The organism is Paenibacillus sp. FSL H3-0321, from assembly GCF_038002865.1.
Taxonomy (GTDB): Bacteria; Bacillota; Bacilli; order Paenibacillales; family Paenibacillaceae; genus Paenibacillus_AQ.
This window is the reverse complement of the sequence record NZ_JBBODH010000001.1, coordinates 7,045,987-7,066,565: the sequence shown is the minus strand read 5'-3', so window position 1 is coordinate 7,066,565 and position 20,579 is coordinate 7,045,987. Positions and strand designations below refer to the sequence as shown.

General features: G+C 53.6%; 23 protein-coding genes. 4 read left to right on the top strand and 19 right to left on the bottom strand.

Translation table 11 applies throughout. The features are described 5' to 3' along the window. Nucleotides 1–13: 13 nt before the first annotated feature. From MHI45_RS31100 to hemE, 6 genes are all read right to left on the bottom strand, one after another. Entirely contained in the window at nt 14–637 is a 624-nt protein-coding gene (locus tag MHI45_RS31100; RefSeq protein WP_341118560.1) for a fumarylacetoacetate hydrolase family protein, read from the bottom strand. 37 nt (nt 638–674) lie between these two features. Continuing rightward, nucleotides 675–1,406 (bottom strand): glycerophosphodiester phosphodiesterase, encoded by a 732-nt coding sequence (locus MHI45_RS31095; protein ID WP_341119136.1) that lies wholly within the window; start codon nt 1,404–1,406, stop codon nt 675–677. A 101-nt stretch (nt 1,407–1,507) separates the two neighbouring features. Continuing rightward, nucleotides 1,508–2,923 carry a CapA family protein gene (locus MHI45_RS31090; protein ID WP_341118559.1) on the bottom strand — a complete coding sequence of 472 codons (1,416 nt, stop codon included), beginning with the start codon at nt 2,921–2,923 and terminating at the stop codon, nt 1,508–1,510. Nucleotides 2,924–3,057: 134 nt separating this feature from the next. Then, on the bottom strand, nt 3,058–4,533 hold the full coding sequence (gene hemG / locus MHI45_RS31085; RefSeq protein WP_341118557.1) for a protoporphyrinogen oxidase: 1,476 nt from the start codon (nt 4,531–4,533) through the stop codon (nt 3,058–3,060). Continuing rightward, entirely contained in the window at nt 4,530–5,486 is a 957-nt protein-coding gene (hemH, locus tag MHI45_RS31080; RefSeq protein ID WP_341118556.1) for a ferrochelatase, read from the bottom strand. The genes hemG and hemH overlap by 4 nt, the downstream gene beginning before the upstream one ends. 54 nt (nt 5,487–5,540) lie before the next feature. Continuing rightward, nucleotides 5,541–6,602: a uroporphyrinogen decarboxylase gene (gene hemE, locus MHI45_RS31075; protein ID WP_341118555.1), complete on the bottom strand. Its 1,062-nt coding sequence runs from the start codon at nt 6,600–6,602 to the stop codon at nt 5,541–5,543. 227 nt (nt 6,603–6,829) lie between these two features. Between hemE and MHI45_RS31070 the strand changes: the two genes are divergently transcribed. After that, nucleotides 6,830–8,050 carry an MFS transporter gene (locus MHI45_RS31070; RefSeq protein ID WP_038589591.1) on the top strand — a complete coding sequence of 407 codons (1,221 nt, stop codon included), beginning with the start codon at nt 6,830–6,832 and terminating at the stop codon, nt 8,048–8,050. Nucleotides 8,051–8,093: 43 nt separating this feature from the next. Here the strand turns inward: MHI45_RS31070 and MHI45_RS31065 are convergent, their stop codons facing one another. Continuing rightward, nucleotides 8,094–8,723, bottom strand: a complete 630-nt coding sequence (locus MHI45_RS31065) for an O-methyltransferase (protein WP_341118553.1) — start codon at nt 8,721–8,723, stop codon at nt 8,094–8,096. Between the two features lie 187 nt (nt 8,724–8,910). Here MHI45_RS31065 and MHI45_RS31060 point away from each other — a divergent pair, with 187 nt between their 5' ends. Further along, nucleotides 8,911–10,053: a THUMP domain-containing class I SAM-dependent RNA methyltransferase gene (locus MHI45_RS31060; protein ID WP_341118551.1), complete on the top strand. Its 1,143-nt coding sequence runs from the start codon at nt 8,911–8,913 to the stop codon at nt 10,051–10,053. Nucleotides 10,054–10,222: 169 nt separating this feature from the next. On the opposite strand, the gene MHI45_RS31055 is transcribed toward MHI45_RS31060, so the two are convergent. From MHI45_RS31055 to MHI45_RS31010, 10 genes are all read right to left on the bottom strand, one after another. After that, the gene (locus MHI45_RS31055; protein WP_341118549.1) at nt 10,223–11,047 is read right to left on the bottom strand and encodes an aldo/keto reductase; all 825 of its coding nucleotides are present in this window, start codon (nt 11,045–11,047) and stop codon (nt 10,223–10,225) included. Between the two features lie 268 nt (nt 11,048–11,315). Further along, nucleotides 11,316–11,555, bottom strand: coding sequence for a DUF1450 domain-containing protein (locus MHI45_RS31050; protein ID WP_038589579.1), 240 nt, complete (start codon nt 11,553–11,555; stop codon nt 11,316–11,318). A 41-nt stretch (nt 11,556–11,596) separates the two neighbouring features. Then, nucleotides 11,597–11,899: a HesB/IscA family protein gene (locus MHI45_RS31045; protein WP_038589576.1), complete on the bottom strand. Its 303-nt coding sequence runs from the start codon at nt 11,897–11,899 to the stop codon at nt 11,597–11,599. 126 nt (nt 11,900–12,025) lie between these two features. After that, nucleotides 12,026–12,277 carry a hypothetical protein gene (locus MHI45_RS31040; RefSeq protein WP_038589573.1) on the bottom strand — a complete coding sequence of 84 codons (252 nt, stop codon included), beginning with the start codon at nt 12,275–12,277 and terminating at the stop codon, nt 12,026–12,028. Nucleotides 12,278–12,460: 183 nt separating this feature from the next. Further along, on the bottom strand, nt 12,461–13,669 hold the full coding sequence (locus MHI45_RS31035) for a M14 family zinc carboxypeptidase (protein WP_341118547.1): 1,209 nt from the start codon (nt 13,667–13,669) through the stop codon (nt 12,461–12,463). Nucleotides 13,670–14,035: 366 nt separating this feature from the next. Continuing rightward, complete coding sequence (gene racE, locus MHI45_RS31030; RefSeq protein ID WP_341118546.1) at nt 14,036–14,842, bottom strand: glutamate racemase; 807 nt, start codon at nt 14,840–14,842, stop codon at nt 14,036–14,038. Between the two features lie 263 nt (nt 14,843–15,105). Continuing rightward, nucleotides 15,106–15,552 (bottom strand): YtxH domain-containing protein, encoded by a 447-nt coding sequence (locus MHI45_RS31025; RefSeq protein WP_341118545.1) that lies wholly within the window; start codon nt 15,550–15,552, stop codon nt 15,106–15,108. A 100-nt stretch (nt 15,553–15,652) separates the two neighbouring features. Then, nucleotides 15,653–16,315, bottom strand: a complete 663-nt coding sequence (locus MHI45_RS31020) for a helix-turn-helix transcriptional regulator (protein ID WP_038589567.1) — start codon at nt 16,313–16,315, stop codon at nt 15,653–15,655. An 80-nt stretch (nt 16,316–16,395) separates the two neighbouring features. Further along, nucleotides 16,396–16,830 carry a DUF86 domain-containing protein gene (locus MHI45_RS31015; protein WP_341118544.1) on the bottom strand — a complete coding sequence of 145 codons (435 nt, stop codon included), beginning with the start codon at nt 16,828–16,830 and terminating at the stop codon, nt 16,396–16,398. A 213-nt stretch (nt 16,831–17,043) separates the two neighbouring features. Next, the gene (locus MHI45_RS31010) at nt 17,044–17,331 is read right to left on the bottom strand and encodes a Dabb family protein (RefSeq protein WP_341118542.1); all 288 of its coding nucleotides are present in this window, start codon (nt 17,329–17,331) and stop codon (nt 17,044–17,046) included. Between the two features lie 164 nt (nt 17,332–17,495). Between MHI45_RS31010 and MHI45_RS31005 the strand changes: the two genes are divergently transcribed. Next, complete coding sequence (locus MHI45_RS31005; protein WP_341118541.1) at nt 17,496–18,080, top strand: helix-turn-helix domain-containing protein; 585 nt, start codon at nt 17,496–17,498, stop codon at nt 18,078–18,080. Between the two features lie 214 nt (nt 18,081–18,294). Then, on the top strand, nt 18,295–19,101 hold the full coding sequence (locus MHI45_RS31000) for an MBL fold metallo-hydrolase (protein ID WP_341118540.1): 807 nt from the start codon (nt 18,295–18,297) through the stop codon (nt 19,099–19,101). Between the two features lie 73 nt (nt 19,102–19,174). On the opposite strand, the gene MHI45_RS30995 is transcribed toward MHI45_RS31000, so the two are convergent. Both MHI45_RS30995 and MHI45_RS30990 read right to left on the bottom strand, forming a co-directional pair. Further along, a complete protein-coding gene (locus MHI45_RS30995) occupies nt 19,175–19,801 on the bottom strand; it encodes a class I SAM-dependent methyltransferase (protein WP_083675752.1) in 627 nt (208 codons plus the stop codon). Between the two features lie 14 nt (nt 19,802–19,815). Then, nucleotides 19,816–20,574, bottom strand: a complete 759-nt coding sequence (locus MHI45_RS30990; RefSeq protein WP_179091791.1) for a GNAT family N-acetyltransferase — start codon at nt 20,572–20,574, stop codon at nt 19,816–19,818. Between the last annotated feature and the right edge of the window lie 5 nt (nt 20,575–20,579).

The window sequence follows — 20,579 nt, the reverse complement described above, 5'->3', positions numbered from 1 at the left end:
AAACTGATTAAGGTTAACCGATCAGACAGGTGCCCATAAGCTTCTCGCCCCAGTACAGCTCAAAGGAATCGCCTGAAACAACCGGACCTACCCCGGCAGGGGTACCCGTGAATATCACATCATCTTTGCCAAGCCCGTAGCGGGCGGCAATGAATTCAACAATCTTTTGCAGCGAAAAAATCATGTTCTTCACATTCCCGCGCTGCACTTCCACCCCATTCTTCAGCACGGTGAAATCTGTTGCTTCCAGCTCCTCCTGCTCGGGAAAAGCAATATAAGGGGTGAGCGGAGCAGCGTTCTTGAAGCCTTTGGCAGCCGTCCATGGCAAACCTTTCTTCTGCAGATCATTATGCACGTCACGCAGGGTGAAATCCAGGCCGAGCGCCATGACATCCACCAGTTCCTCCACGCTCATGCCCGGTACATAATCACGCGCGATGCGCAGTACCAGTTCACCTTCATAGTGAATAAGTCCGGCATCCTGCGGGAGATGAATAATGGCCTTATCGAGAGATACCGCCGCATGGGAGGGTTTCAGGAAGATCAGCGGCTCCACCGGAACCTGGTTTCCCAGCTCCTCGGCATGTAATTTATAATTGCGTCCAACACAGTATATGTTATTAACATCTGCACACATTATAATCAGCTCCTTCTCCCGTCCATTGGTTATGTCCTTATGCTTTCAGAAAAGTTTCGCCCCAGATATCCGGACGGTTCGTACAGATCATAATATCGGAATGCATTTCAGCCAGACGGCGCATCTCCTTCGCCTTATTCACCGTCCAGGCCATCGTTTTGACGCCGCGTTCGGCAAGCAGCTTCGCCAGCCCCGGATTCAGCCTTGCAAAGCTGATGGACAGAAAGGAGCAGTCCAGCTCCTTTAGCTTACGGGCCGGATCACCGGTTCTGGAATCATAAATCAGACCGGTGTGAAACCGCGGATCCAGCTCCTTGATCCGCTGCAATGCCCCGGCATCAAATGAGGTCAGCACAACATCATCCCGCATCCCTTTGGAAGAGACAAGGTCAATGACTGCCTTCTCCAGGCCCGGATACATATCACCGCTGGTCTTCAGTTCAATATTCAGGCGCAGACGGCCGGAAGCAAGCTCAAGTACCTCTTCCAGCGAAGGGACCCGTTCTCCCCGGAAGGCACGCCCTTTCCAGCTTCCCGCATCCAGGCGCCGGAGATGCTCATAATCCATGTTCTTAATCTTGCCGTGTCCGTTCGTCGTCCGGTCCAGCGTAAAATCATGGATGACGACCGGCACCCCGTCCCTGGTGAGCTGAACATCAATTTCCATCCAGCGTACATAAGGCAGAGCAAGCGCCATGCGAACGGCTGCGAGCGTATTCTCCGGTGCTTTCCCGGAGAATCCACGGTGGGCTACACACATGTTTTTCATCATAAGTACCTCCAGCAGAAGTATGGTCTGTCTCCGGATTCCCCCGTGAATTCTGCAGGGTACCGGTGTGAGCTGCTTACGACTATCTTGTTGGTTTAGCCCTATTTGCCGGCTTGTACGACGGTTCCGTCGTTTCTGATGGTTACGAGTCCTGAAGATAAGGATTGAACCTTATTCAGCAAAAGTTGTCCATCCACATCATTCATAGGCACAGGCTGGCCTAATTCGGCGTCCATCGGGCTCAGGTTCAGCGAACACTCGCCTTTGACAGTGCATTGTGCCTGAAAAACAGCGGTCTCCCACGTAGCAGGAACCTTGGACCGTGTGAAAATAAAATTGCCTGTGCTGTAAGCGATCCATTTGCCCTTGTACGGCTCTATCCCCTGCAGCACATGCGGGTGGCCGCCCATCACCAGGTCCGCTCCGGCATCAATAAAGCTGTGTCCCAGCTCCTGCTGGGTCGCATCATATTGTTCAACCCGTTCCTTCCCCCAGTGGACAACTACAACGACCAGGTCAGCCTTCTTCTTGGCTGCGGCGATGGCCTTCAGCCCTTCTCTGCTGTCATAGACAGAAGCAACACCGGGCTTCTTCGCTCCGGCGATCCAGTCCGTATGAGGAATAACACGTGTGAAGCCAAGCAAGGCTATCCGGATTCCCTGGCGCTCAAAATATTGGGTCGTATAAGCTTCCTTGCTGTCAGCTCCTGCCCCTACATAAGGAATCCCCCGCTTGCTGAGGTTGCTCAAAGTATCCAGCAGACCTTGCTCCCCTTGATCCAGCGTATGGTTATTGGCAAGATTTACCGCATCCACACCGGCTGACTTCAGCGCATCCAAGGCCTCTGGCGCTCCCTTGAATACAAACTGCTTGTTCTCGGCGCTCACACCACCCGTAGTAATCGGTGTTTCCAGATTCACTACGGTGAGATCATCCTTCTTAAACACTCCATTCAGGGCAGAATAGGAATAATCATACCCTTTCTTCTGGAGCAGTTCCCCGACCTTGCCGGCAAAAATCACGTCCCCGGCAAAATTCAGCGTGACTGTGTCCCCGGCATTCTCCGGCAATCCGGAAACCGCATCGCCGGTATTCTTACCACCATCTCCACCATCTCCGCCATCTCCTTCGTCTCCGGAACCTATTGCAGTCTCTGGAGCTCTGCTAGCCTCGGGGGACGGCGTTGCCTCTGCTATATTCTCCTGTGCCGGTGAAGCCTCTGGAGAGGGTTCTGGAGAGGGTTCTAGAGTTGGTTCAGCACTAGCTGTGACCTCAGGAGTTACGGTCGCCGTAGCTTCAGGCTCAGGTGTCACGGCGTCCGGTAAGGGCGAAACTACCGCCTCTGACGGCGGTGGCGGGGCAGCATTCTCTTTGTCGTGATCTCCAATAAAATAATAGGTTAGCATAGCGGTCATCAACAAAAGCAAACTTACGTTGGTCCACGCCCAAACCCTTCTGCGCCGGCGTTTAGTGCTGCGCTTATTGTTCTGTCGTGTGCGTGATCTCGGCGGATACATGGGTACAAACAATCCCCTTTGCCTTTAAATTGTTTCTATTATAGCATAACTCATGCTGCTCCCTCCAAAATAGCCGGGCGGGAATTCCATAAAAAAACGGTGAAGCGCCACCACCTCCGCTTCACCGTTTGGTTCTAACCTCTGGATGCACCTACAGGTGCAGGCTGCTTGTTCAAGCTTCCGGCTGCGGCTTCAGCCGTCTCCTTGGCCTGTTTGATGCAATCAGGCATCCCGATGCCATCATAACCGGCGCCAAAAGCGTAGACGCCCGGGAGCTTCTGCGACAGCTCACTGCGCAGCCCTGCGATACGGCCGGGATGACCGACCGGATACTGCGGCATGGAATGCTTCAGCCGGGTAATCTCCGTGAAGAGCGGCTGTGCGCCAACTCCCATAATTTCCCGCAGATCCTTGCGCACCAGCTCCGCAAGCGCCTCATCCGGCAGCTCAACATTCTGTTCATCGCCTGAACGGCCGACATAACAGCGCAGCAGCACCTTGTCCTCAGGGCTTGTATGCAGCCATTTGGTAGAAGTCCAGGTGCAGGCGGTAATATTGCGCCCTTCCTTGCGGGGAACAAGGAACCCCGACCCGTCATATTCCGTAACGATATCCTTCTTGGCAAAGGCCATTACCACATTGGCTACCGATACATAGTTGACGTTATCCAGTGCGGACACATCCACATGGGGACGGAGCAGCTCAGCGGCAGCAAAATTCTGCGCGGTGACGTATATATCGTCAGCCAGAAGCGTTTCGCCGTTATCCAGCTCTACCGCGTACCGCGGACCGGATTCGGCTGCGGAAGAGCGGCCGCTATCAGTGCGGACGGTAATACGGGCGGCACCCGTTCCGGTGCGCTGCTCCACATCATGCAGTTCATGAATCAGGGCATGAACCATACTTTGCAGTCCTTTGCGAAAGGTCAGGAAGGCGCTTTTTTTGGTGCCCGTATGCGTCTCGACAGGTTTGCGGCCCGTAGTCATTCCGCGGATGAGACTGCCGTATTGGCGTTCCACCTCACCAAACTGGGGGAAGGTCGCCTGTAGGCTGATCTTGCGCATATCTCCGGCATATATACCGGCTAGCAGAGGTTCGGTCATATTCTCCAGCACCTCAGTGCCAAGACGGCGCTCAATCAGCTGGCCGAGCGATTCATCTTCGCTGCTCCGGCGCGGCGGAAGAACGAAGTCCAGCATCGCCCGCATTTTGCCGCTGAACGACACAAGACCGCTCTTCAGGAACGGCTTCAGCTCTGTAGGAATGCCGAGAACAAGCCCCGCCGGCATCGGGTGGAGTTTGCCGCGCTGCAGTATGTACGTCTTTTTGGCATTCGGATTGGTGGTCACCAGCTCATGATCAAGCTTCAGCTCCTTGGCCAGATCGCTCATAGCCGTTTTGCGGGCCAGAAAAGAATCCGGCCCTTTCTCAACGACGAAGCCGTCACGTTGCAATGTTTCGATCTTGCCTCCCAGCACCTTCTCCTTCTCGATCAGCACAATATCCGGCTGTATTCCGGCTTCCCGGTAGTATTTGCGAACGTAAAAAGCGGCGCTGAGGCCGCTGAGGCCTCCGCCGATAATGACTACCTTACGGGGTGAACCCGTCATGACGGGTTCACCTTCAGTTGACTGGCTTTGGTGCGCACCACATCGCTGAGGACCGACATATAGGCCGGGTCACTGTTCAGTGAATCGGTGCGCATCAGCCGCAGATCCAGTTCCGAAGCCAGTGCCTGCGCCTCAATGTCGAGGTCATACAGCACTTCCAAATGGTCGGAAACAAAACCGATCGGGGCCGACAGCACGTATTTCACCTGAGCTTCGCCAAGCTCACGCAGCGTATCCAGAATGTCCGGGCCCAGCCAAGGCTCAGCCGTTCGGCCCGCGCTCTGCCAGGTAAACTGCCAGGAGGTTACACCGGCCTGCTCAGCGATGGCTTTTGACGTTTCAAGCAGCTGATCCCGGTATGGATCGCCCATGGCCAGAATCCGTTCAGGCAAGCTATGGGCGCTGAACAATACACGAACCTCATCCCGGGCGGCGCCGGTCTCTTCAAAGAGGTCAAGCTTGGCAGACACTCTGCGGGTGAGCACATCAATCAGCTCGGGATGCAGATGATAGCTCTCCACAAATTCCATGTTGACTCCGCTGGCTTCAGCTTTTTCCCTGGCACGTTTAATGTAGGTTCCTACACTCATTACCGAATAATGGGGGGCAAGTACAATCCCGACCGCCTGGGTGATGCCATCCCGCGCCATAGCTTCAACACCGTCTTCGATAAACGGATGCGCATGCTTAAGCCCCTGATAACACACATATTGAACATCCTCACCGCTGTGGCCGCTGTTGAGCACCTCCTGCAAAGCCTCCACCTGCCGGTCCGTGTTCTCTCTAAGCGGGAAGACCCCGCCGACAATGGCCTCGTAGCGGTCCTTCAGTTCTTTCAGCTGCTCGGCTGAAGGTGCATTGCCGCGCCGGATGTGGGTGTAATAAGCCTCAACGCCCTCCAAACTTTCAGGCGTGCCGTATGACATTACGAGAACTCCGATTTTTGCTGTCACAGATTCCATCCCCTTTTACGAATAATGTCCATACTCTGCAATCTGCTGTTCATCCTAAGCACTTGGCTGTGCAGCTTCCTTCAGCGCCTGCTCCGAGTACTCGTGCACATACTCAGTTAACTCCCTTAGCGTGTCCAGAGAAGCCTCGGGAAATAAGCCGTGACCCAGGTTGAAAATATACCCCGGCTCCCGGATGCCTTCATCAATCAGTTCCTTGGCCCGCTCCTTCAGTACCTCCATCGGTGCTGTAAGCAGATAAGGGTCCAGATTACCCTGGATGGCAAATCTGCCGCCTGTTCTTCGTCTGCCTTCACTCAGGCTCACACGCCAGTCGACTCCGATGACATCGGCCTTAAGATTCGTTAGGCTTGGCAGCAGTTCGCCGGAGCTTACGCCGGGAAAATAGATCTTAGGTACATCGAGATCCGAAAGTTCGGCAAAAATACGCGTAATGGTTGGCAGGACATATTGTTCAAAATCACGGGGAGCCAGAGCCCCTACCCAGCTGTCGAACAGCTGGAACGCTTTACCGCCGCTGCGGACATGGGCACGCAGATAGGCGATTACCATATCTCCCAGCTTCTCCATCAGCTTCTCCCAGACCCGGGGCTGGCTGAACATCATCTCTTTCGTCCGGTGATAGCTCTTGGAAGGCCTGCCTTCGATCAGATAGCTGGCAATGGTAAACGGCGCGCCTGCAAAGGTAATCAGCGGCACCTCCAGCTCCTTGTCCAATATGGCAATGGTCTTGAGGATGTGGCTGAGATCCCCTTCTACATCAATCGGCTTCAATCTGTCCACATCGGCTGCGGAAGCAATCGGATTCTCGATTACCGGTCCGATATTCTTGACGATGTCGAATTTCACGCCAAGCGATGCCACCGGATTCATAATGTCGGAATAGAGGATCGCCGCATCCACACCCAGCTTGCGTACAGGCATCAGAGTTACTTCCGCTGCAAGCTCAGGCTGGCTGCAGATTTCCAGCAGCGAGTATTTCTCCTTGATTTTACGGTATTCTGGATCATAACGTCCGGCCTGGCGCATGTACCATACGGGAACATGGTCCGTCTCTTGCTTCTTACAGGCACGGATAAAAGTGTCGTTGTAGGTCATGATAAGATCTCCATTAGATTTGATAGGTTATTTGTAAACACATATAACTTATTATGCCCTTTTTAAAAGTAGGTAACAACCATTCCACCCTTCATGGAATGACAATCCCATGACATTACTATGACAAGTGTTGCACCGTCCAGCCAAAAAACTATGATATACTGATAGAATGTCAATTTTTCGTGAATATTTTCTCTTTGAATCCTCTGAAAGGAAGTGAAAGCACTTTGAAGAATTGGGAGACATGGAAAGTCAACCTCATGGTGCTTTGGTTTGGCCAATTCCTGGTAAATGCCGGGATGACCATGATTACCCCGTTCCTGTCCCTTTATCTTGCCAAAGATCTGGGAGTGCAGGGTGATCATGCAATCGGCATGTGGGCCGGTCTTATTTTTGCCGCGAACTTTCTGACCTCATTTCTGTTCCAGCCGTTGTGGGGCAAGCTGGCCGACAAATACGGCCGCAAAATCATGCTCCTGCGCTCCAGCTTCGGCATGGCGATCGTCATTGTGCTGATGGGATTTGCGCAGTCTCCAATGCAGCTGCTGCTGCTCCGTTTGCTGAACGGAACCATCTCCGGCTTCAACCCGGCCTCCATCGCGCTCGTCTCGGGAACGACACCTAAACCCCGGATGGGCTTCGCCATGGGGCTGATGCAGTCCGGGTCGGTTGCCGGTACTATTCTGGGACCGCTGATCGGCGGGGCGCTGGCTGACTGGATCGGGTTCCGCCCGATTTTCTATGTCGTCGGGGCGCTGCTGTTCGTCGCCTCGCTGCTGGCCTTGTTCCTGGTCAAAGAGAAGTTTGACCGGGTCGAGGCTGCACAGGTCCCGCAGGTTTCCGTAATGGAAGGCTTCAAGGAGCTGGCCAAGGTTCCACAGCTTCCGGCCTTGTTCGGCGTTACCTTTCTGCTGCAGTTTGCAATGATCAGCCCGATGTCGCTGCTGCCTCTCTATGTGGAGAAGCTGCACGGCTCCGCTGTGAACATCGCCTTCTGGGCAGGAATGGTCAGCGCGGTTACCGGCATCTCCAATATGCTGGCCTCCCCGGTACTGGGCAAGCTGAGCGACAAAATCGGCGCCCACCGGATCTTAACCTTCGCGCTGATCGGAGCTTCGCTGTTCCTGATCCCGCAGGCTTTTGTAACCAGCGTCTGGCAGCTGATTATTGTCCGTTTCCTGATGGGCGTCTTCATGGGGGGGCTGCTCCCGAGCGTCAATGCACTTATCCGTTCCTATACGCCTGACGGCAAGGAGAGCCGGGCTTTCGGCTTCAACAGCAGCACCTTGGCCCTTGGCAATATGCTGGGAGCGGTGATCGGCGGATTTCTGTCGGGCTATATCGGCATTGAGGGCCTGTTCATCATCTCCGGCTGCTTCCTGCTGATCAATACCGTCTGGGTACGGCTCAAGCTGTATAAGAATACGGAGCCGCGGCTATTCCGCTAGCATAGGGAGTAATCCGGCAGTACCCTAAGCGCAAATCCGGTGTTTACTTTACTACTGCCAAAGCCAGTCCGTCATAGGCGGGGAGCAGTGTACTATTCAGGCGTGGATCAGACGCTATCATTTCGTTGAAACGGCGCATCGCCTGCACCGCGGGTCCGTTCTTGTCCGTGTTCAAGGTGCGGCCGCGCAGGAAGATATTATCCCCGGCGATGACTGCACCCGGCGAGGCCAGTCTGATCGCATATTCGAGATAATTCGGGTAATTCTCCTTGTCCGCATCAATGAAAAAGAAATCAAAAGTCCGGCCCTCCGCTTCGAGCAGCTTCAGGCTGTCCAGCGCAGGGCCGATTTTATATTCCACCGTATCGCCGAATCCGGCCTGCTGCAGGTGGCGCCCGGCCAGTCCGGCATATTCGGCCTTCAGCTCAAGCGACGTCAGGCTTCCGCCGTCCGCTAGTCCGCGGCACAGGCAGATGCCGCTGTACCCGCCAAGCGCGCCGATCTCCAGAATGTTCCTGGAACGGGACAGGCTCACCAGCATGGTGAGCAGCCGTCCATAACCCGGAGCGATGGACACCTCAGGCATGTGGTTCCCGGCGATTGCTTTCTTCACTTCAAGCAGCAGCTCATCCTCTGTATAAAGCTGTTCGCTGTATTCTTCTTGGTTAGGCATATGTATTCTCCTTTAGTTCATGTTGTGAAGTCCCGCGCATTCCCCTATACTTAGAAGGATCAGCTGCGCCGTCCTTGACGAGGCGCATATTTAGGATGCCGGCAATACGCTGTATCGCCTTCCGGTAACTTACCTTATTGTACTGGCATTGCGTTACCATCTACAAGTTAAACGGAGTTGAGAGCATTTGGGCAAATTACAATTGATCGCCACCGCCCCTATGGGGCTGGAGGCTGTAGTAGCACGCGAATTAAACGAACTGGGTTATGAGACCACCGTCGAGAACGGACGGGTATTGTTCAGCGGAGATTATATCGACATCTGCCGCTGCAATTTATGGCTGCGTACCTCAGACCGTGTACTCGTTAAAATGGGCCAGTTTCCGGCCAAAACCTTCGATGAGCTGTTCGAAGGCGTCAAAGCGATCAACTGGGAGGACTGGATTCCCGAGAATGGGGAATTCCCTGTGGAAGGCCGCTCGCATAAATCCCAGCTTACCAGCGTACCCGCCTGCCAGGGGATTGTCAAGAAAGCCATTGTCGAGAAGCTGAAGCTTTCGTACCGTACGGAATGGTTCCCGGAAAATGGACCGCGTTATGTGGTTGAGATGATTCTGCTGAATGATATCGCCCTGATCACGCTGGACACGACCGGCCCGGCGCTGCACAAACGCGGCTACCGCCGTCAGGCTACAGAAGCGCCGCTGAAGGAAACAATGGCGGCCGCCCTGATCCAGCTCAGCCGCTGGAACGGCCACCGTCCGCTATACGATCCTTGCTGCGGCTCAGGCACGCTGCTGATTGAAGCGGCGATGATCGCCTGGAACATCGCGCCGGGACTGCGGCGTTCGTTCCCTTCCGAGCATTGGCCGGAAATCCCGAAACGTCTGTGGGAGGAAGCCCGCGAGGAAGCCTTCGACGCCGTGCGTGATGATTATCCGCTGCAATTGACCGGCAGCGACATTGATCCTGCGGCGATTGAAATTGCCGAAGCCGCCGCCAAAAGCGCCGGTCTCGCCGGTGAAATCACCTTCAAGAACATCGCTGCCGCGAAGGCACGGCCGGAAGGCGAATACGGCTGCATCATTACCAATCCGCCTTACGGCGAACGGCTCAGCAACGACAAGGAGGTCGAACGCCTGACCCGCCAGTTCGGTGAAATGATGCTGTATCTCCCGACATGGTCCTTCTTCGCCATCAGCCCGTCGAAGGAATTCGAGCAATTGTACGGCCGCAAGGCGGACAAGCGCCGCAAGCTGTATAACGGGCGGATCGAATGCCAGTATTATCAATACCTTGGGCCGCTTCCACCGCGCAACCCTCAGACTTGATTATCATTCGGTGCAGTCTCGAAGACTGTACAAGAAAACCGGGCAGCGATCCTCCAGTAACGGATGGATTGCTGCCCGGTTTTTTTAGATATTTCCAACGAGGCTGCTCCCATAAGCCAGATCATGGCTTTTGGAAGCCTCGTTTTTTGTGTGAAAGATGCTGGACTCCCTAGAACAACAATTGATCCGGATCGGTGCCGATCCGCTCCCCGGCGTCCAGTCCGCTGATTGCAGCCAATTCCTCCTGCGACAGCTCGAAATCAAAGATTTCGCTGTTCTCTTTAATTCTGGACGGAGTGACCGACTTCGGAATAATCACGATACGGCTCTGAAGCCCCCAGCGCAGAATAACCTGTGATACGGTCTTGCCATGCTTGTCCGCGATGTTCTTCAGCAGCTCATTCTCCTGCAGTCTGCCTTTCATCAGCGGAGCCCACGCTTCGATCTGAATGTGATGCTGCGCGCAGAAATCATGCAGCTCCTTCTGGATAAACCGCGGGTGCAGCTCCACCTGATTGATGACCGGCACGGTGTCACTGTCCTTCAGCAATTCCTGCAGATGATGGATCTGGAAATTGCTGACTCCGATCGCCCGGACGCGGCCTTCCTGATTAAGGCGCTCCAGTGCACGCCAAGTCTCTTTATATTTATCCTTGCCCGGCCAATGGATCAAATAAAGGTCGATCACATCCAGTCCCAGCTTCTTGCTGCTGGTCTCAAAAGCCCGCAGGGTCGTATCATAGCCCTGATCACTGTTCCATACCTTTGTGGTCACGAACAGGCTGTCCCGGTCTACGCCGCTGGCGGCTATCGACCGGCCCACTTCCTCTTCATTGCCGTATACCGCTGCGGTGTCTATGCTCCGGTAACCCAGCTCAAGAGCGGTCGTGACGGCCTTTGCGACCTCCTCGCCCTCTGCTTTGTAAGTGCCGAGACCAAACCAGGGCATGACAACCCCATTATTCAGAATCGTTCCGTCGGTAAGATGCTTCATACAGTATCATTCCCTCCTATGTATAGATCAGTTTAGACAACAGGTTCATTATACCATGTGCCTCCCCGGTACCCAAACCAGGCAGAACCTGAGCGGATCGGGCAGAATTGGAAAGGTCCCGCAATGACTGAAGAGGACAGAGGACACCTCTGCAAATTTGCGAAAGTAAAAAGCCCCCGCTTGGTCAGCAGAGGCGAATCTTGTTGTGGATGGCGATGGGTCGGCAAAACAACCGTTCGATTGCCACCCCTCGTGATATATGACGGAGTTATTCCTTAACTGCCGGCTGCTTGACAAAGGCTGCGGCTTTCGCCAGTACCTCATCTTCAGTCGGAGCACTGATGTAACGGCCGTTGATATAGATAAAGGCCCGCTTGCCGCAAGGTCCGCAGTAGGACTTGCAGCCAATCTTGATCTCCGCATCGGGAGCCATCTTGCGCAGCTTGGGAAGAATGCTTTTCATTCTCGTGTAATTGCATTGATCGCAAATTTGTATTTCGTTAGCCATAAAGCAACCCTTCTTTATGTCCGTAAGGTACGGGCGAACGTTTAGTGATCGCCATGATTTCCTTTAGACGGATTAGTGATGACAAAACCTTCTTCAGGGAAATACAGGTAATCAATCTTCACGCCATCCAGCAGCGGCTGGTTCGGATCGAGAATCACATCGATCTCCTTGTCCGTGGATACTACCACATCATTCTCTTTAGGCGTGTCCAAATCCAGACCGTAGTGGGCATGGTCGCCGTGAGCGTGGGTAATGGCTACGCGCAGCTTGAGCTCACTGTTGCCTTCAAGCTCCATTGTTTTCTTTATCACTTTAGCCGCATTGCGGGTAATTTTGACGTTCATCCTCATCCATCTCCCAGGCATCTTAAATTTAAATACTCAATAATTTATTTTAAGGAAAGTAACCTGTAAAAGCAACCATATCGGCGAAATAGATCAGAATGGAGCGAATAAAGATTCTCTAAAAATTCATCTTCCGCTCTTCAGGGCAGGGTATTTGCGGTCCATCCGCGATACAAACCAGCCCATCAGCAGCATCGTCACACCAATGTCGTCAATCGGCAGAAACGGCATGAAATCGGGAAGCACCCAGTAGAGCAGCACCGGTATGGTGAACAGCAGCTTGTCCCCTATCGTTACATTGGGAGAAATGACATACTGCCAGGAATTACGGAAGATATGGGACCATTGTTTAAGCGAAAGCAGTTTTCTGAATTTCATGACGGTCCTCCTAATTATGATATAGGTAATATGTTGAATTCCAGACACCGGGATAGTGTTGGACAGCACTTAATCAGCAGTTATATCCATAAAAAAGGATTCAGCCGCAAAGCACGTATAGGAATGACTGCGGCCGTACCCTTTGCTGTTATATTACGCAAATTTACAGAGTTTGTTTCATTTTTATTTCAAATTTGAGAGTATAGCACCCAAAATAAGCCCGGTTTCCAGCGCCATGTCTTCAAAATCAGCCAGCGGCAGCGGATTTTTGCCGATGCCCAGCTCCACCGTGAAGCCCGGCTTCCGGAAGCGCTGAATGAACCAGTCCTTATAACCGGCATCGCTGCCGCTCAGTTCAACGGCCCGGTAACCGCTCGCCGCTGCCAGCCTCGCCGCCCATCCCTTGCTCTCCGGCGGCTCATATCCCCGGTAGTTCCAGTAGATCTCTCCGCCCTGGCTGTGCAGAGATACGGCTGCATCACCGGGATACTGCTCCGCCAGCGCCGCCAGCGCGGCGGCTTCCGGCTCACTGAGCGGCGCCGGTCCGCTGTAGTCCCGCGGGGCAGGACCCGGCACTCCCCGGCGCGCCTGTTCCTCTTCCCAGTGGGCCGGGAACTGATCGCCCAGGTCCACCCCGCGGATGTTAGCCTTCCAATGCCGGAAGCTCCGCCGCCCGCAATTCCATTGCAGCAGCTCCTCATAGTGGGGCTGGCCGGGCAGTACCCCCTCCTGCACCAGCTCCACCCCATCCGGATTAGCCATAGGTACTGCCCACAATGTCCAATGCTTAAGCCATTCTTCGGGGCGGTGGCCGTGCCAATCCCTGCCTTCCTCATACGCAGCGGCATATTGTTCGATGAACGACATCAAGCACGGCGAGGTCAGCCACTCGTTGGCATGCAGTGCAGCGTTGACATGGAGGTGACGGGGCCCGCTGCCTATACGCAGCAGGTGGAGCGGTTTGCCTAGCACACTTGCGCCGATGCTGTCGCTTGTAACAAACGGGTATTTGGCCACCAGCTTGCCGATATCCTGCTCGACATCATCCGGACCATATTCGCTGCGTACAGACACTACAGACCGTGAAGCCGCCGGAGGAATAACCAGCACCTTGCCCGGTATGCAGCAGCGGCCTGAGGTCACTCCGGGATTCAGCATTTCAAGTTCATCTATACTCACATTAAATAAAGCGGCAATCAACCCGGCGTCATCCCCCTCCTGTACAGAATAACGTCTGCGTGGAGCGGAAGGCAGAAACAGGATTTGGCCCGGATATAAATAAGGCTGCCTGCCGGCCCATGGGTTTCCTTGAATTACATGCTCCGGTGTAAGTCCATGCCTGGCGGCAATTCGGCTAACGGTATCTCCCCTGCGGGCAATATATTGCTGCATATGTCTCATCCTCTCGGCCCTCTAGTTGCCATCATCCCCTGCCGCCCGGGCGGACAATACCCGCGGAGACAACGGGACACAGCCCTCAACCCTATTGTATGCAGCCCCTACTGCCCTGCATGAAAAAAATGAGCACAGTTCACCCCTTCCGCACAAATAAATGTAAACGCATACAATAAATCCTAAAGTATCGCAAATATTCACTTGTGCAGGACAAAATCACCCTAGCAGGTGAATAAGGCCTTGGAGATTACGAAAAAAAAGACCCGGAGTGATACCTCCCGGTCTATCATGAACGCCCTTGATTCTGAAATTTCCGGATCCGAGGGATTGTCCCTATTGTTTCCTCACAGCATAACCCATAACCTATAACGAAGATACCTGCCACACAACGGGAGTGCGCTTGATCTGTTCTCCAAGCCAGTCGCGGGCGATCCGCTGGAACATCTCGGCATCTCCGCTGCAGAAAAATTGATGAATCGGACTTTCATCCCCGCGGGCAAGCTTGCCTTTGTCATATAGGATCGTGCTGATCTCCCGAGCGGTTTCATCTGCGGAGCTGATCAGCTTAACACCGGGTCCCATGACCTTGCCAATCGGTTCTACCAGGAACGGATAGTGGGTACAGCCCAGAATCAGTGTATCAATCGGTTCATATTTGATCCCGTTGAGAGATTCCGCCACCGCCGCTTCGCTCTCCGCCGTGCGGAACAACCCCTGCTCGACATAAGGGACAAGCGCCGGGCAGGCCTGACTGACTATCTTGACAAACGGTGACAACTCCTGAAGCGCTGCGGTATAGGCTCCGCTCTTAATGGTGCCGATGGTGCCAATTACGCCGACCTGGCCTATTTTGGTTGCGCTGATCGCCGCACGGGCACCCGGATGGATGACTCCGATGACAGGAATGGACACCTTGGCAGAGATATAGTCAAGAGCTGCCGCAGTTGCAGTATTGCAGGCAATAACAATCATTTTAGGATTAAATTGAATTAGATAGTCCACGATTTGCTCGGTGAACAGTTTCACTTCCTCGGTTGAACGGGGTCCGTAAGGGGCGCGGGCAGTATCTCCAAAATAGATGATTTTCTCCCGCGGGAGCTGTCTCATTACTTCTTTGACAACCGTAAGTCCCCCCACACCCGAGTCCAATATTGCTATAGCTTGCTGCACGAACACACCGCTTCCTTTTACTTGTTTTGTGTAGCTTATGTAAGGCTTAAACAAAGTGTACCTGGCCTTCAGCCCCAATTGCAGATAATACTCCTTTTGCCGTTACAGTTCAAGAGAAGCATTGATCGGCTCCGGTGTCCAGCCCAATATTCCACTGTTGTTCCAGCCGCCAAGAGCCACCTTCCGCCGTGTTGCGAAAAGCGGCTCTTGGCCGGAAGCGCGTATATTATTAGGATTCCCTGAGAATGGCCTTTCCCGTGAAATCAGGCGATCTCACCGTTGCCTTTGTCATCCTTTACTTCATCCTCCAGAACGTCTTCAATCTCCGCAGCGGATTCATCACTGCCAGCAGCAGCCTCTTCAAAGGCGGCTTCCGCAGCGTCCGATACGGCTTCTGCTTCTTCAACTGCTTTTCCGCTGAGAGTGATATACTTTTCTTCCTCATCGGTATGGATGTACTGCTTGCTCCATTCCTTAACTTCGGTTACAACAGTTTCTACCGCCTCTTTGGCTTTGCCGTACAGCTCCGCGCCTTTGTCTCCGGCCTGCCCGGCGACATCCTGCACTTTATCAATGGCTCCGGTGGTACCTTCCGCAATATCTTTACGCAGCTCTTTGCCTGGTTTAGGAGCGAACAGCAGCGCTGTCACTGAACCTACTACACTACCGGCCAAAATACCCCATAGCAAACTTTTGGATTCCTTTTTCATCCTCAATCTCTCCTTTGGATTCAAGTGCCTCTGCCCGGCCACCCGGGCAATCGCCTAGTTCTGGTATATCATAAGCATGGATGTTTTGTCCTGTGACTGATTAGGAGGTCATTTCAGAAGTTTTGTCTTTTTCTCTCGGCGTAATATCATACCGGCAGCACTGGCCGCCCTCCGCCATACATTCACTGCGCGTAACTTTGGCGCCAAGGAGTTCCTCGAACAACTGATGCTCACATTGGCAAGCCTTCCGGTATTGGGTCGCTACCTGGCGGATCGGACAATTATATTCGCGCATAATATAGGAGCCGTCCTCTTCCTTATTCCATTCAGCCATATAACCTCCGGCATTCTGGATGGAAGACAGTTCGGCAACCCGCTCTTCCAGATTGCAGTTCTCCATCATCGGAGCGTACTGGGCCAGCATCCGCCGCCGCCGGCCTTCGAACAGCACATTGACGGCCTCCAGGCCGCTGCCGTGATCCAGCTCCCGCAGCAATTCAAGCGCCAGGTTATGATAGCTTTTGGGAAAATGGTCTTCAGCCCGCTCAGTCAGTGAATAGACATGCAGAGGACGGCCCATGGCCTGGCGGACGACCTTGGTCTTGGCCAGCGATTCCTGCTCCAGCTGCAGTACATGACGCCGTACGCCCATTTCGGTAATTCCCAGTTCCTCCGCCAGCGCACCGATCGTCAGCGGGCCTTTCTTCTTCAGGAGTGTCATAATTAAACGTCGTGTAGATCCGCTTTCCTGCCCCTTTTTCATCCGCAAGGACCTCCTCTCTTTCACGGCTCTCGCCGTGTATAATAGTTGTGCAGCACTGGCTTAGTTCAGGCATTTCCCAGTTATTGTCCAGTACCCAGCTCCTGGTCCAGATACCTGCGCACTTCCTCCGCGAACTGCTCCAGCACCTGCGGAAGTACATGGGTTAACGGATGCAGCGTGCTGCGCTCCCAGGTATAATAATCCTGCACCAGCGGTTTGCGCAGTGATACGAGCTGGATAAGCACCTGGTAGATTCCGCTGTCACCGAGGACTTTTTCTTCATGGATAATGGAGATAATATCTTCATAGCTGCCGGCATCACGCATGATGAACCCGTCGATCAGGTAGCTGCCGACATCCGTCACAACCTCTATCGCCAAATGCAGGCATCGTTCCTGCACGAGTCCTGTGATGATGCTGCCATCCCATGCAGATGCCGCATGTTGAAGACCGGCACTGATATCGGGGATTTGGCCAAGTATCATTTCGATTTGCTTTCGGTTGACATAATACACAGCTGACCCTCCAACTCTGGTGGTTTAAGTAGAACGAAAGTAATGGCTGCTACTTTCCGCGTTTGCCGCGGCGCTTCAGCCAGAACAGCATAATAAAGCAGGCTGCCAAAAATACGATCAGATACGTTAAGGCTTCCATCGGATACTCAAGCTCACGCATTTACGTCACCGCTTTCGGTATTTAATGGGTTTTCCTGCCAGAGGCATCCTGCTTTAGATTTCGTAATCTACTGCAATCGAAAGCTCCTTGACCTCATTGATATGGGCAATAACTTCCTTATGGGCCGGGTGAACCTGGTAAGCCTGCAAATCTTCCATGGAGGCTACCACGGTTACAAGTGCAATATCAAAGGAACGCTCGGAATGAATCAGATCGGCACCAACCTCGATGGAGAGCAGCTGCGGAATTTTGCCTTCCATGTTCCGTAGGACCTGAACTGTGGCTTCGACTTTCTCCGGGGACCGGTCTTTCAATTTAAAAAACACAATATGCTTAATCATCTATTTCGCTCCCAACGATTAAATTTGTAAAATGATTATTAAAAATATATCATAACACCATCACTTCTGAAAGAAACTTAAGCATGTATGTAAGCAATTACAGCATTAACCATTGCAGCACTTCAGAAAGTATTGTAGTATAACCTTAAAAATTCGGAGGAAGTATGCCTAAGAATCAACCAGAATCTCACAAAATCCAGGCCTGGTCTCTGATCAACCGTAAATATCTTGGACAAGGTGTACGGGTCAAAAGATTTCGCCGGCCTAAACGCAGTCAAATCCGCAACCGTGTGCTGCTTGCCATCCTGATGGCCAAGGACATTAAGCTGTCCAAGCTTGCGGAAGAGCTCTCCGTCTCCTCGCGCAGTGTAAGCGCCTGGGTGTACGAGGGCCGCATCCCCTCCAGAACCAATCTGGACAAGGTCTGCCGCCTGCTTGGCTATCCGTCCCACATCCTGTTCAACGAGGCACTTGTACGGCAAAGTCCGATAGTCTGCCAGCCGACACCTTCACGGTTTATGAAAAGAACACTTGCGGGCTCACCCCGCAGCAATGTCATTCTTACGGGTCTGTGCATGGTTTACGATTTCTCCGTCACCGATGTCAGCATCTGGATCGGTGTCCATCCCGGCACCTTCCGCAAATGGCTGCATCAGAGCCATCTCCCAACCCTCGCACTGCAGGAGAAAGCAGAGAATTTCTTCCGTATCCCGCGGCATATCCTGTTCGCTGATTGTGAGCTGCATTAACCCGATTAATCCGCAGGTTCATCCAGCAAACGGCTTGTCCTAAGTACATCTTCTTAACAAACAAATACACAAGGTCCTTCTTCATTGCGAGAAGGGCCATTTGACGTTTCCTCCGGCTCGGGACTGCTTTGAGCAGCTATGCTTTTTATTTTATGAAAAAGGCCATACTACAAGGTGAACTCACTTGAGCTAGTAACAAACAGGAGGAACGCGGATGGAATGGAATGGTATACTGACTGCCGGTTTTACCGAAACATGGGAAGTGGCAGGCGGAGTGTTGGGTCTTCGGACCTTATTTGCGAACACAGCTTTTATTGGCCGGCCTGGATCAGATTGGATTCTGGTGGACACAGGACTTGGAAACTTCGCAGGGAGCATCATGCACACGGCCAGGGAGCAGTTTGGCAAACCGCCGCAGGCGATTGTGCTGACGCACGGCCATTTTGATCATGTCGGCAACCTGAAGGAGCTGCTGGAAGAATGGAAAGGAACTCCGGTGTATGCCCACCCCCTGGAGCTGCCTTATCTCACCGGAAAAGAGGATTATCCTCCGGCTGATCCATCCGTTGGCGGCGGCCTGATGGCCGTAGCAGCCCCGCTTTATCCGCACCGTGGCATTGATCTCGGCGCAGCAGTGCATCCGCTGCCGGAAGACGGAAGTGTTCCCGGGGCCAAAGGATGGACATGGGTGCATACGCCGGGGCACAGCCCGGGGCATATCTCTCTTTTCCGTCCCGAAGACAGGATGCTTGTAGCAGGAGACGCTTTAATTACAGTGAAGCAGGAGTCGGCATTTGCGGTAATTACGCAGCACAAGGAACTGCACGGTCCTCCGGCTTATTTCACGTTAGACTGGGTGGAGGCGGAGAAGTCTGTGCGCAAGCTCGCACTTCTTGATCCGCAAGTCTTGCTTGCCGGGCATGGCCTGCCCATGGCTGTTCCAGAGCTGTCGCCTGCATTGGCTCATTTATGCAAGACATTCAAGGAGTTGTCTGTCCCGACTCAAGGGAAATTCGTTTAGGTCTGAACCGCGTGGCCGGCAAGCTGAAATCCGGTTGCGCGGACTACAAAAAAAGCGTCTTACTGCCAGGGTTCTATCCTCTTTTGCATGCGAGAATAGTTCTAAGTATGTATTCATGGCTTCCGCCCTGCGGACTGTGCAGCGAATCCGTAAATGTGCCGGTCTCAACAATCTCCGTTCCGGCAAAATGCTCCCGCAAATCGGCATCGCTGAAAAAGTGGGCATATTTCCCTTCCTTATACTCGTAGGTCCCCGGCTCCAGCCTTCTTCCGCAGCCATAGTTCGGATCTTCATCAGAGAAGCTGGTGAAGTAGAGCAGGCCACCGGGCCGCAGCTGCGCAAGAGCCGCATCAATCAGGCGGCACCGCTCACCGGAAAGAAACAAGTGAAGCACATCGTAACAGTAGACAGCGTCCACCTGGTGCTCCAGCTGAGGCTCCAGTGCCGATCCTTCGATAAACCGTGTGCTGCTGTCCCATTCCACAGCAAGCTTCAGCGCAGCACTGCTCAGCTCTATGCCGTAAGTGTCAAACTGAGACGAGAACACCTTCGTATTGCGGCCATAGCCCGCACCCGGAACCAAGACGGACTTGATCCCCTGCTCAAGGAACCACGCTTTAGCCCGCAGCGCCGATCCGCTGGGCTGTTCTCCCCAAATCATACCTTCTCGGGCAAATCTGTCGCTCCAGTATTGTGACACATGCTTCGCCTCCTCTATTCCCGGATTTTGACCCTGTACCAATATTGATAAATCTCCTTGTAGCCCAGCTTGTCATATAGGGCCGAAGCGCCCTTATTCGCCTGTACCACCTGCAAAAAGGAGGCTGCGGCACCCTGGGCCTTGGCCCAGTGGAGCAGTCCAAGAATCAATTGCTCCGCCATCCCTTGTCTGCGGTGAGCCGGAGCTGTGACGATATCATACAGCCCTATGTATCCATGCTGGATTACCCCAAGCCCGCAGGCAGCCGGAAGACCACTCTTGAGCAAGAGAGCGTAACCTTGCTTTAAACAGGAAGCGGTCAGCATTCGGCGCAGCGTCTCCCGGTTCCCGGAGGACAACCCGGTTAAATCAGCGAAGACCTCCAGCCACTCCTCTGTCAGCTCGCTGCGGATCTGCAGCGTATAGACGTTGCGTAATTCAGGCAGGTCCTGCAGGTCAAGAACACGGACGGATGACGGCTCGATGAGGCTATATCCCTGCGACTCCAGTTCCTTATCCAGACCGGCAGGCCGGGCATACGGAGTGATTTTGAATACGGGATTCAGTCCGGCGTCCTCATAATATTGTTCTGCAAGCCGGATCTTCCGCAACATTCCAAGTCCGGCATCCTGTTCCTCCGGGCCGTAGAGCGGGTTGACCGAATTCGCCCGTTTCGTGTAGCCCGCTGCCGAACGCAGCACCCAGCCCTCCAGCATTACGCTCTGCTCCGCAGGCCAGGTATTCAGCGTAATCTCTTCTATTGACTTGTACAAACTTC

What these genes read in the sequence shown, in the direction of transcription:
- MHI45_RS31050 (WP_038589579.1), bottom strand. Translation starts at nt 11,555, where the DNA reads ATGGCTAACGAAATACAAATTTGCGATCAATGCAATTACACGAGAATG.
- MHI45_RS31025 (WP_341118545.1), bottom strand. Translation starts at nt 15,552, where the DNA reads ATGAAAAAGGAATCCAAAAGTTTGCTATGGGGTATTTTGGCCGGTAGT.
- MHI45_RS31090 (WP_341118559.1), bottom strand. Translation starts at nt 2,923, where the DNA reads ATGTATCCGCCGAGATCACGCACACGACAGAACAATAAGCGCAGCACT.
- MHI45_RS31100 (WP_341118560.1), bottom strand. Translation starts at nt 637, where the DNA reads ATGTGTGCAGATGTTAATAACATATACTGTGTTGGACGCAATTATAAA.
- MHI45_RS31065 (WP_341118553.1), bottom strand. Translation starts at nt 8,723, where the DNA reads ATGCCTAACCAAGAAGAATACAGCGAACAGCTTTATACAGAGGATGAG.
- MHI45_RS31055 (WP_341118549.1), bottom strand. Translation starts at nt 11,047, where the DNA reads ATGAAGCATCTTACCGACGGAACGATTCTGAATAATGGGGTTGTCATG.
- MHI45_RS31045 (WP_038589576.1), bottom strand. Translation starts at nt 11,899, where the DNA reads ATGAACGTCAAAATTACCCGCAATGCGGCTAAAGTGATAAAGAAAACA.
- MHI45_RS31000 (WP_341118540.1), top strand. Translation starts at nt 18,295, where the DNA reads ATGGAATGGAATGGTATACTGACTGCCGGTTTTACCGAAACATGGGAA.
- MHI45_RS31095 (WP_341119136.1), bottom strand. Translation starts at nt 1,406, where the DNA reads ATGAAAAACATGTGTGTAGCCCACCGTGGATTCTCCGGGAAAGCACCG.
- MHI45_RS31035 (WP_341118547.1), bottom strand. Translation starts at nt 13,669, where the DNA reads ATGCAGCAATATATTGCCCGCAGGGGAGATACCGTTAGCCGAATTGCC.
- MHI45_RS31005 (WP_341118541.1), top strand. Translation starts at nt 17,496, where the DNA reads ATGCCTAAGAATCAACCAGAATCTCACAAAATCCAGGCCTGGTCTCTG.
- hemE (WP_341118555.1), bottom strand. Translation starts at nt 6,602, where the DNA reads ATGACCTACAACGACACTTTTATCCGTGCCTGTAAGAAGCAAGAGACG.
- MHI45_RS31040 (WP_038589573.1), bottom strand. Translation starts at nt 12,277, where the DNA reads ATGAAATTCAGAAAACTGCTTTCGCTTAAACAATGGTCCCATATCTTC.
- MHI45_RS31020 (WP_038589567.1), bottom strand. Translation starts at nt 16,315, where the DNA reads ATGAAAAAGGGGCAGGAAAGCGGATCTACACGACGTTTAATTATGACA.
- MHI45_RS31010 (WP_341118542.1), bottom strand. Translation starts at nt 17,331, where the DNA reads ATGATTAAGCATATTGTGTTTTTTAAATTGAAAGACCGGTCCCCGGAG.
- hemG (WP_341118557.1), bottom strand. Translation starts at nt 4,533, where the DNA reads ATGACGGGTTCACCCCGTAAGGTAGTCATTATCGGCGGAGGCCTCAGC.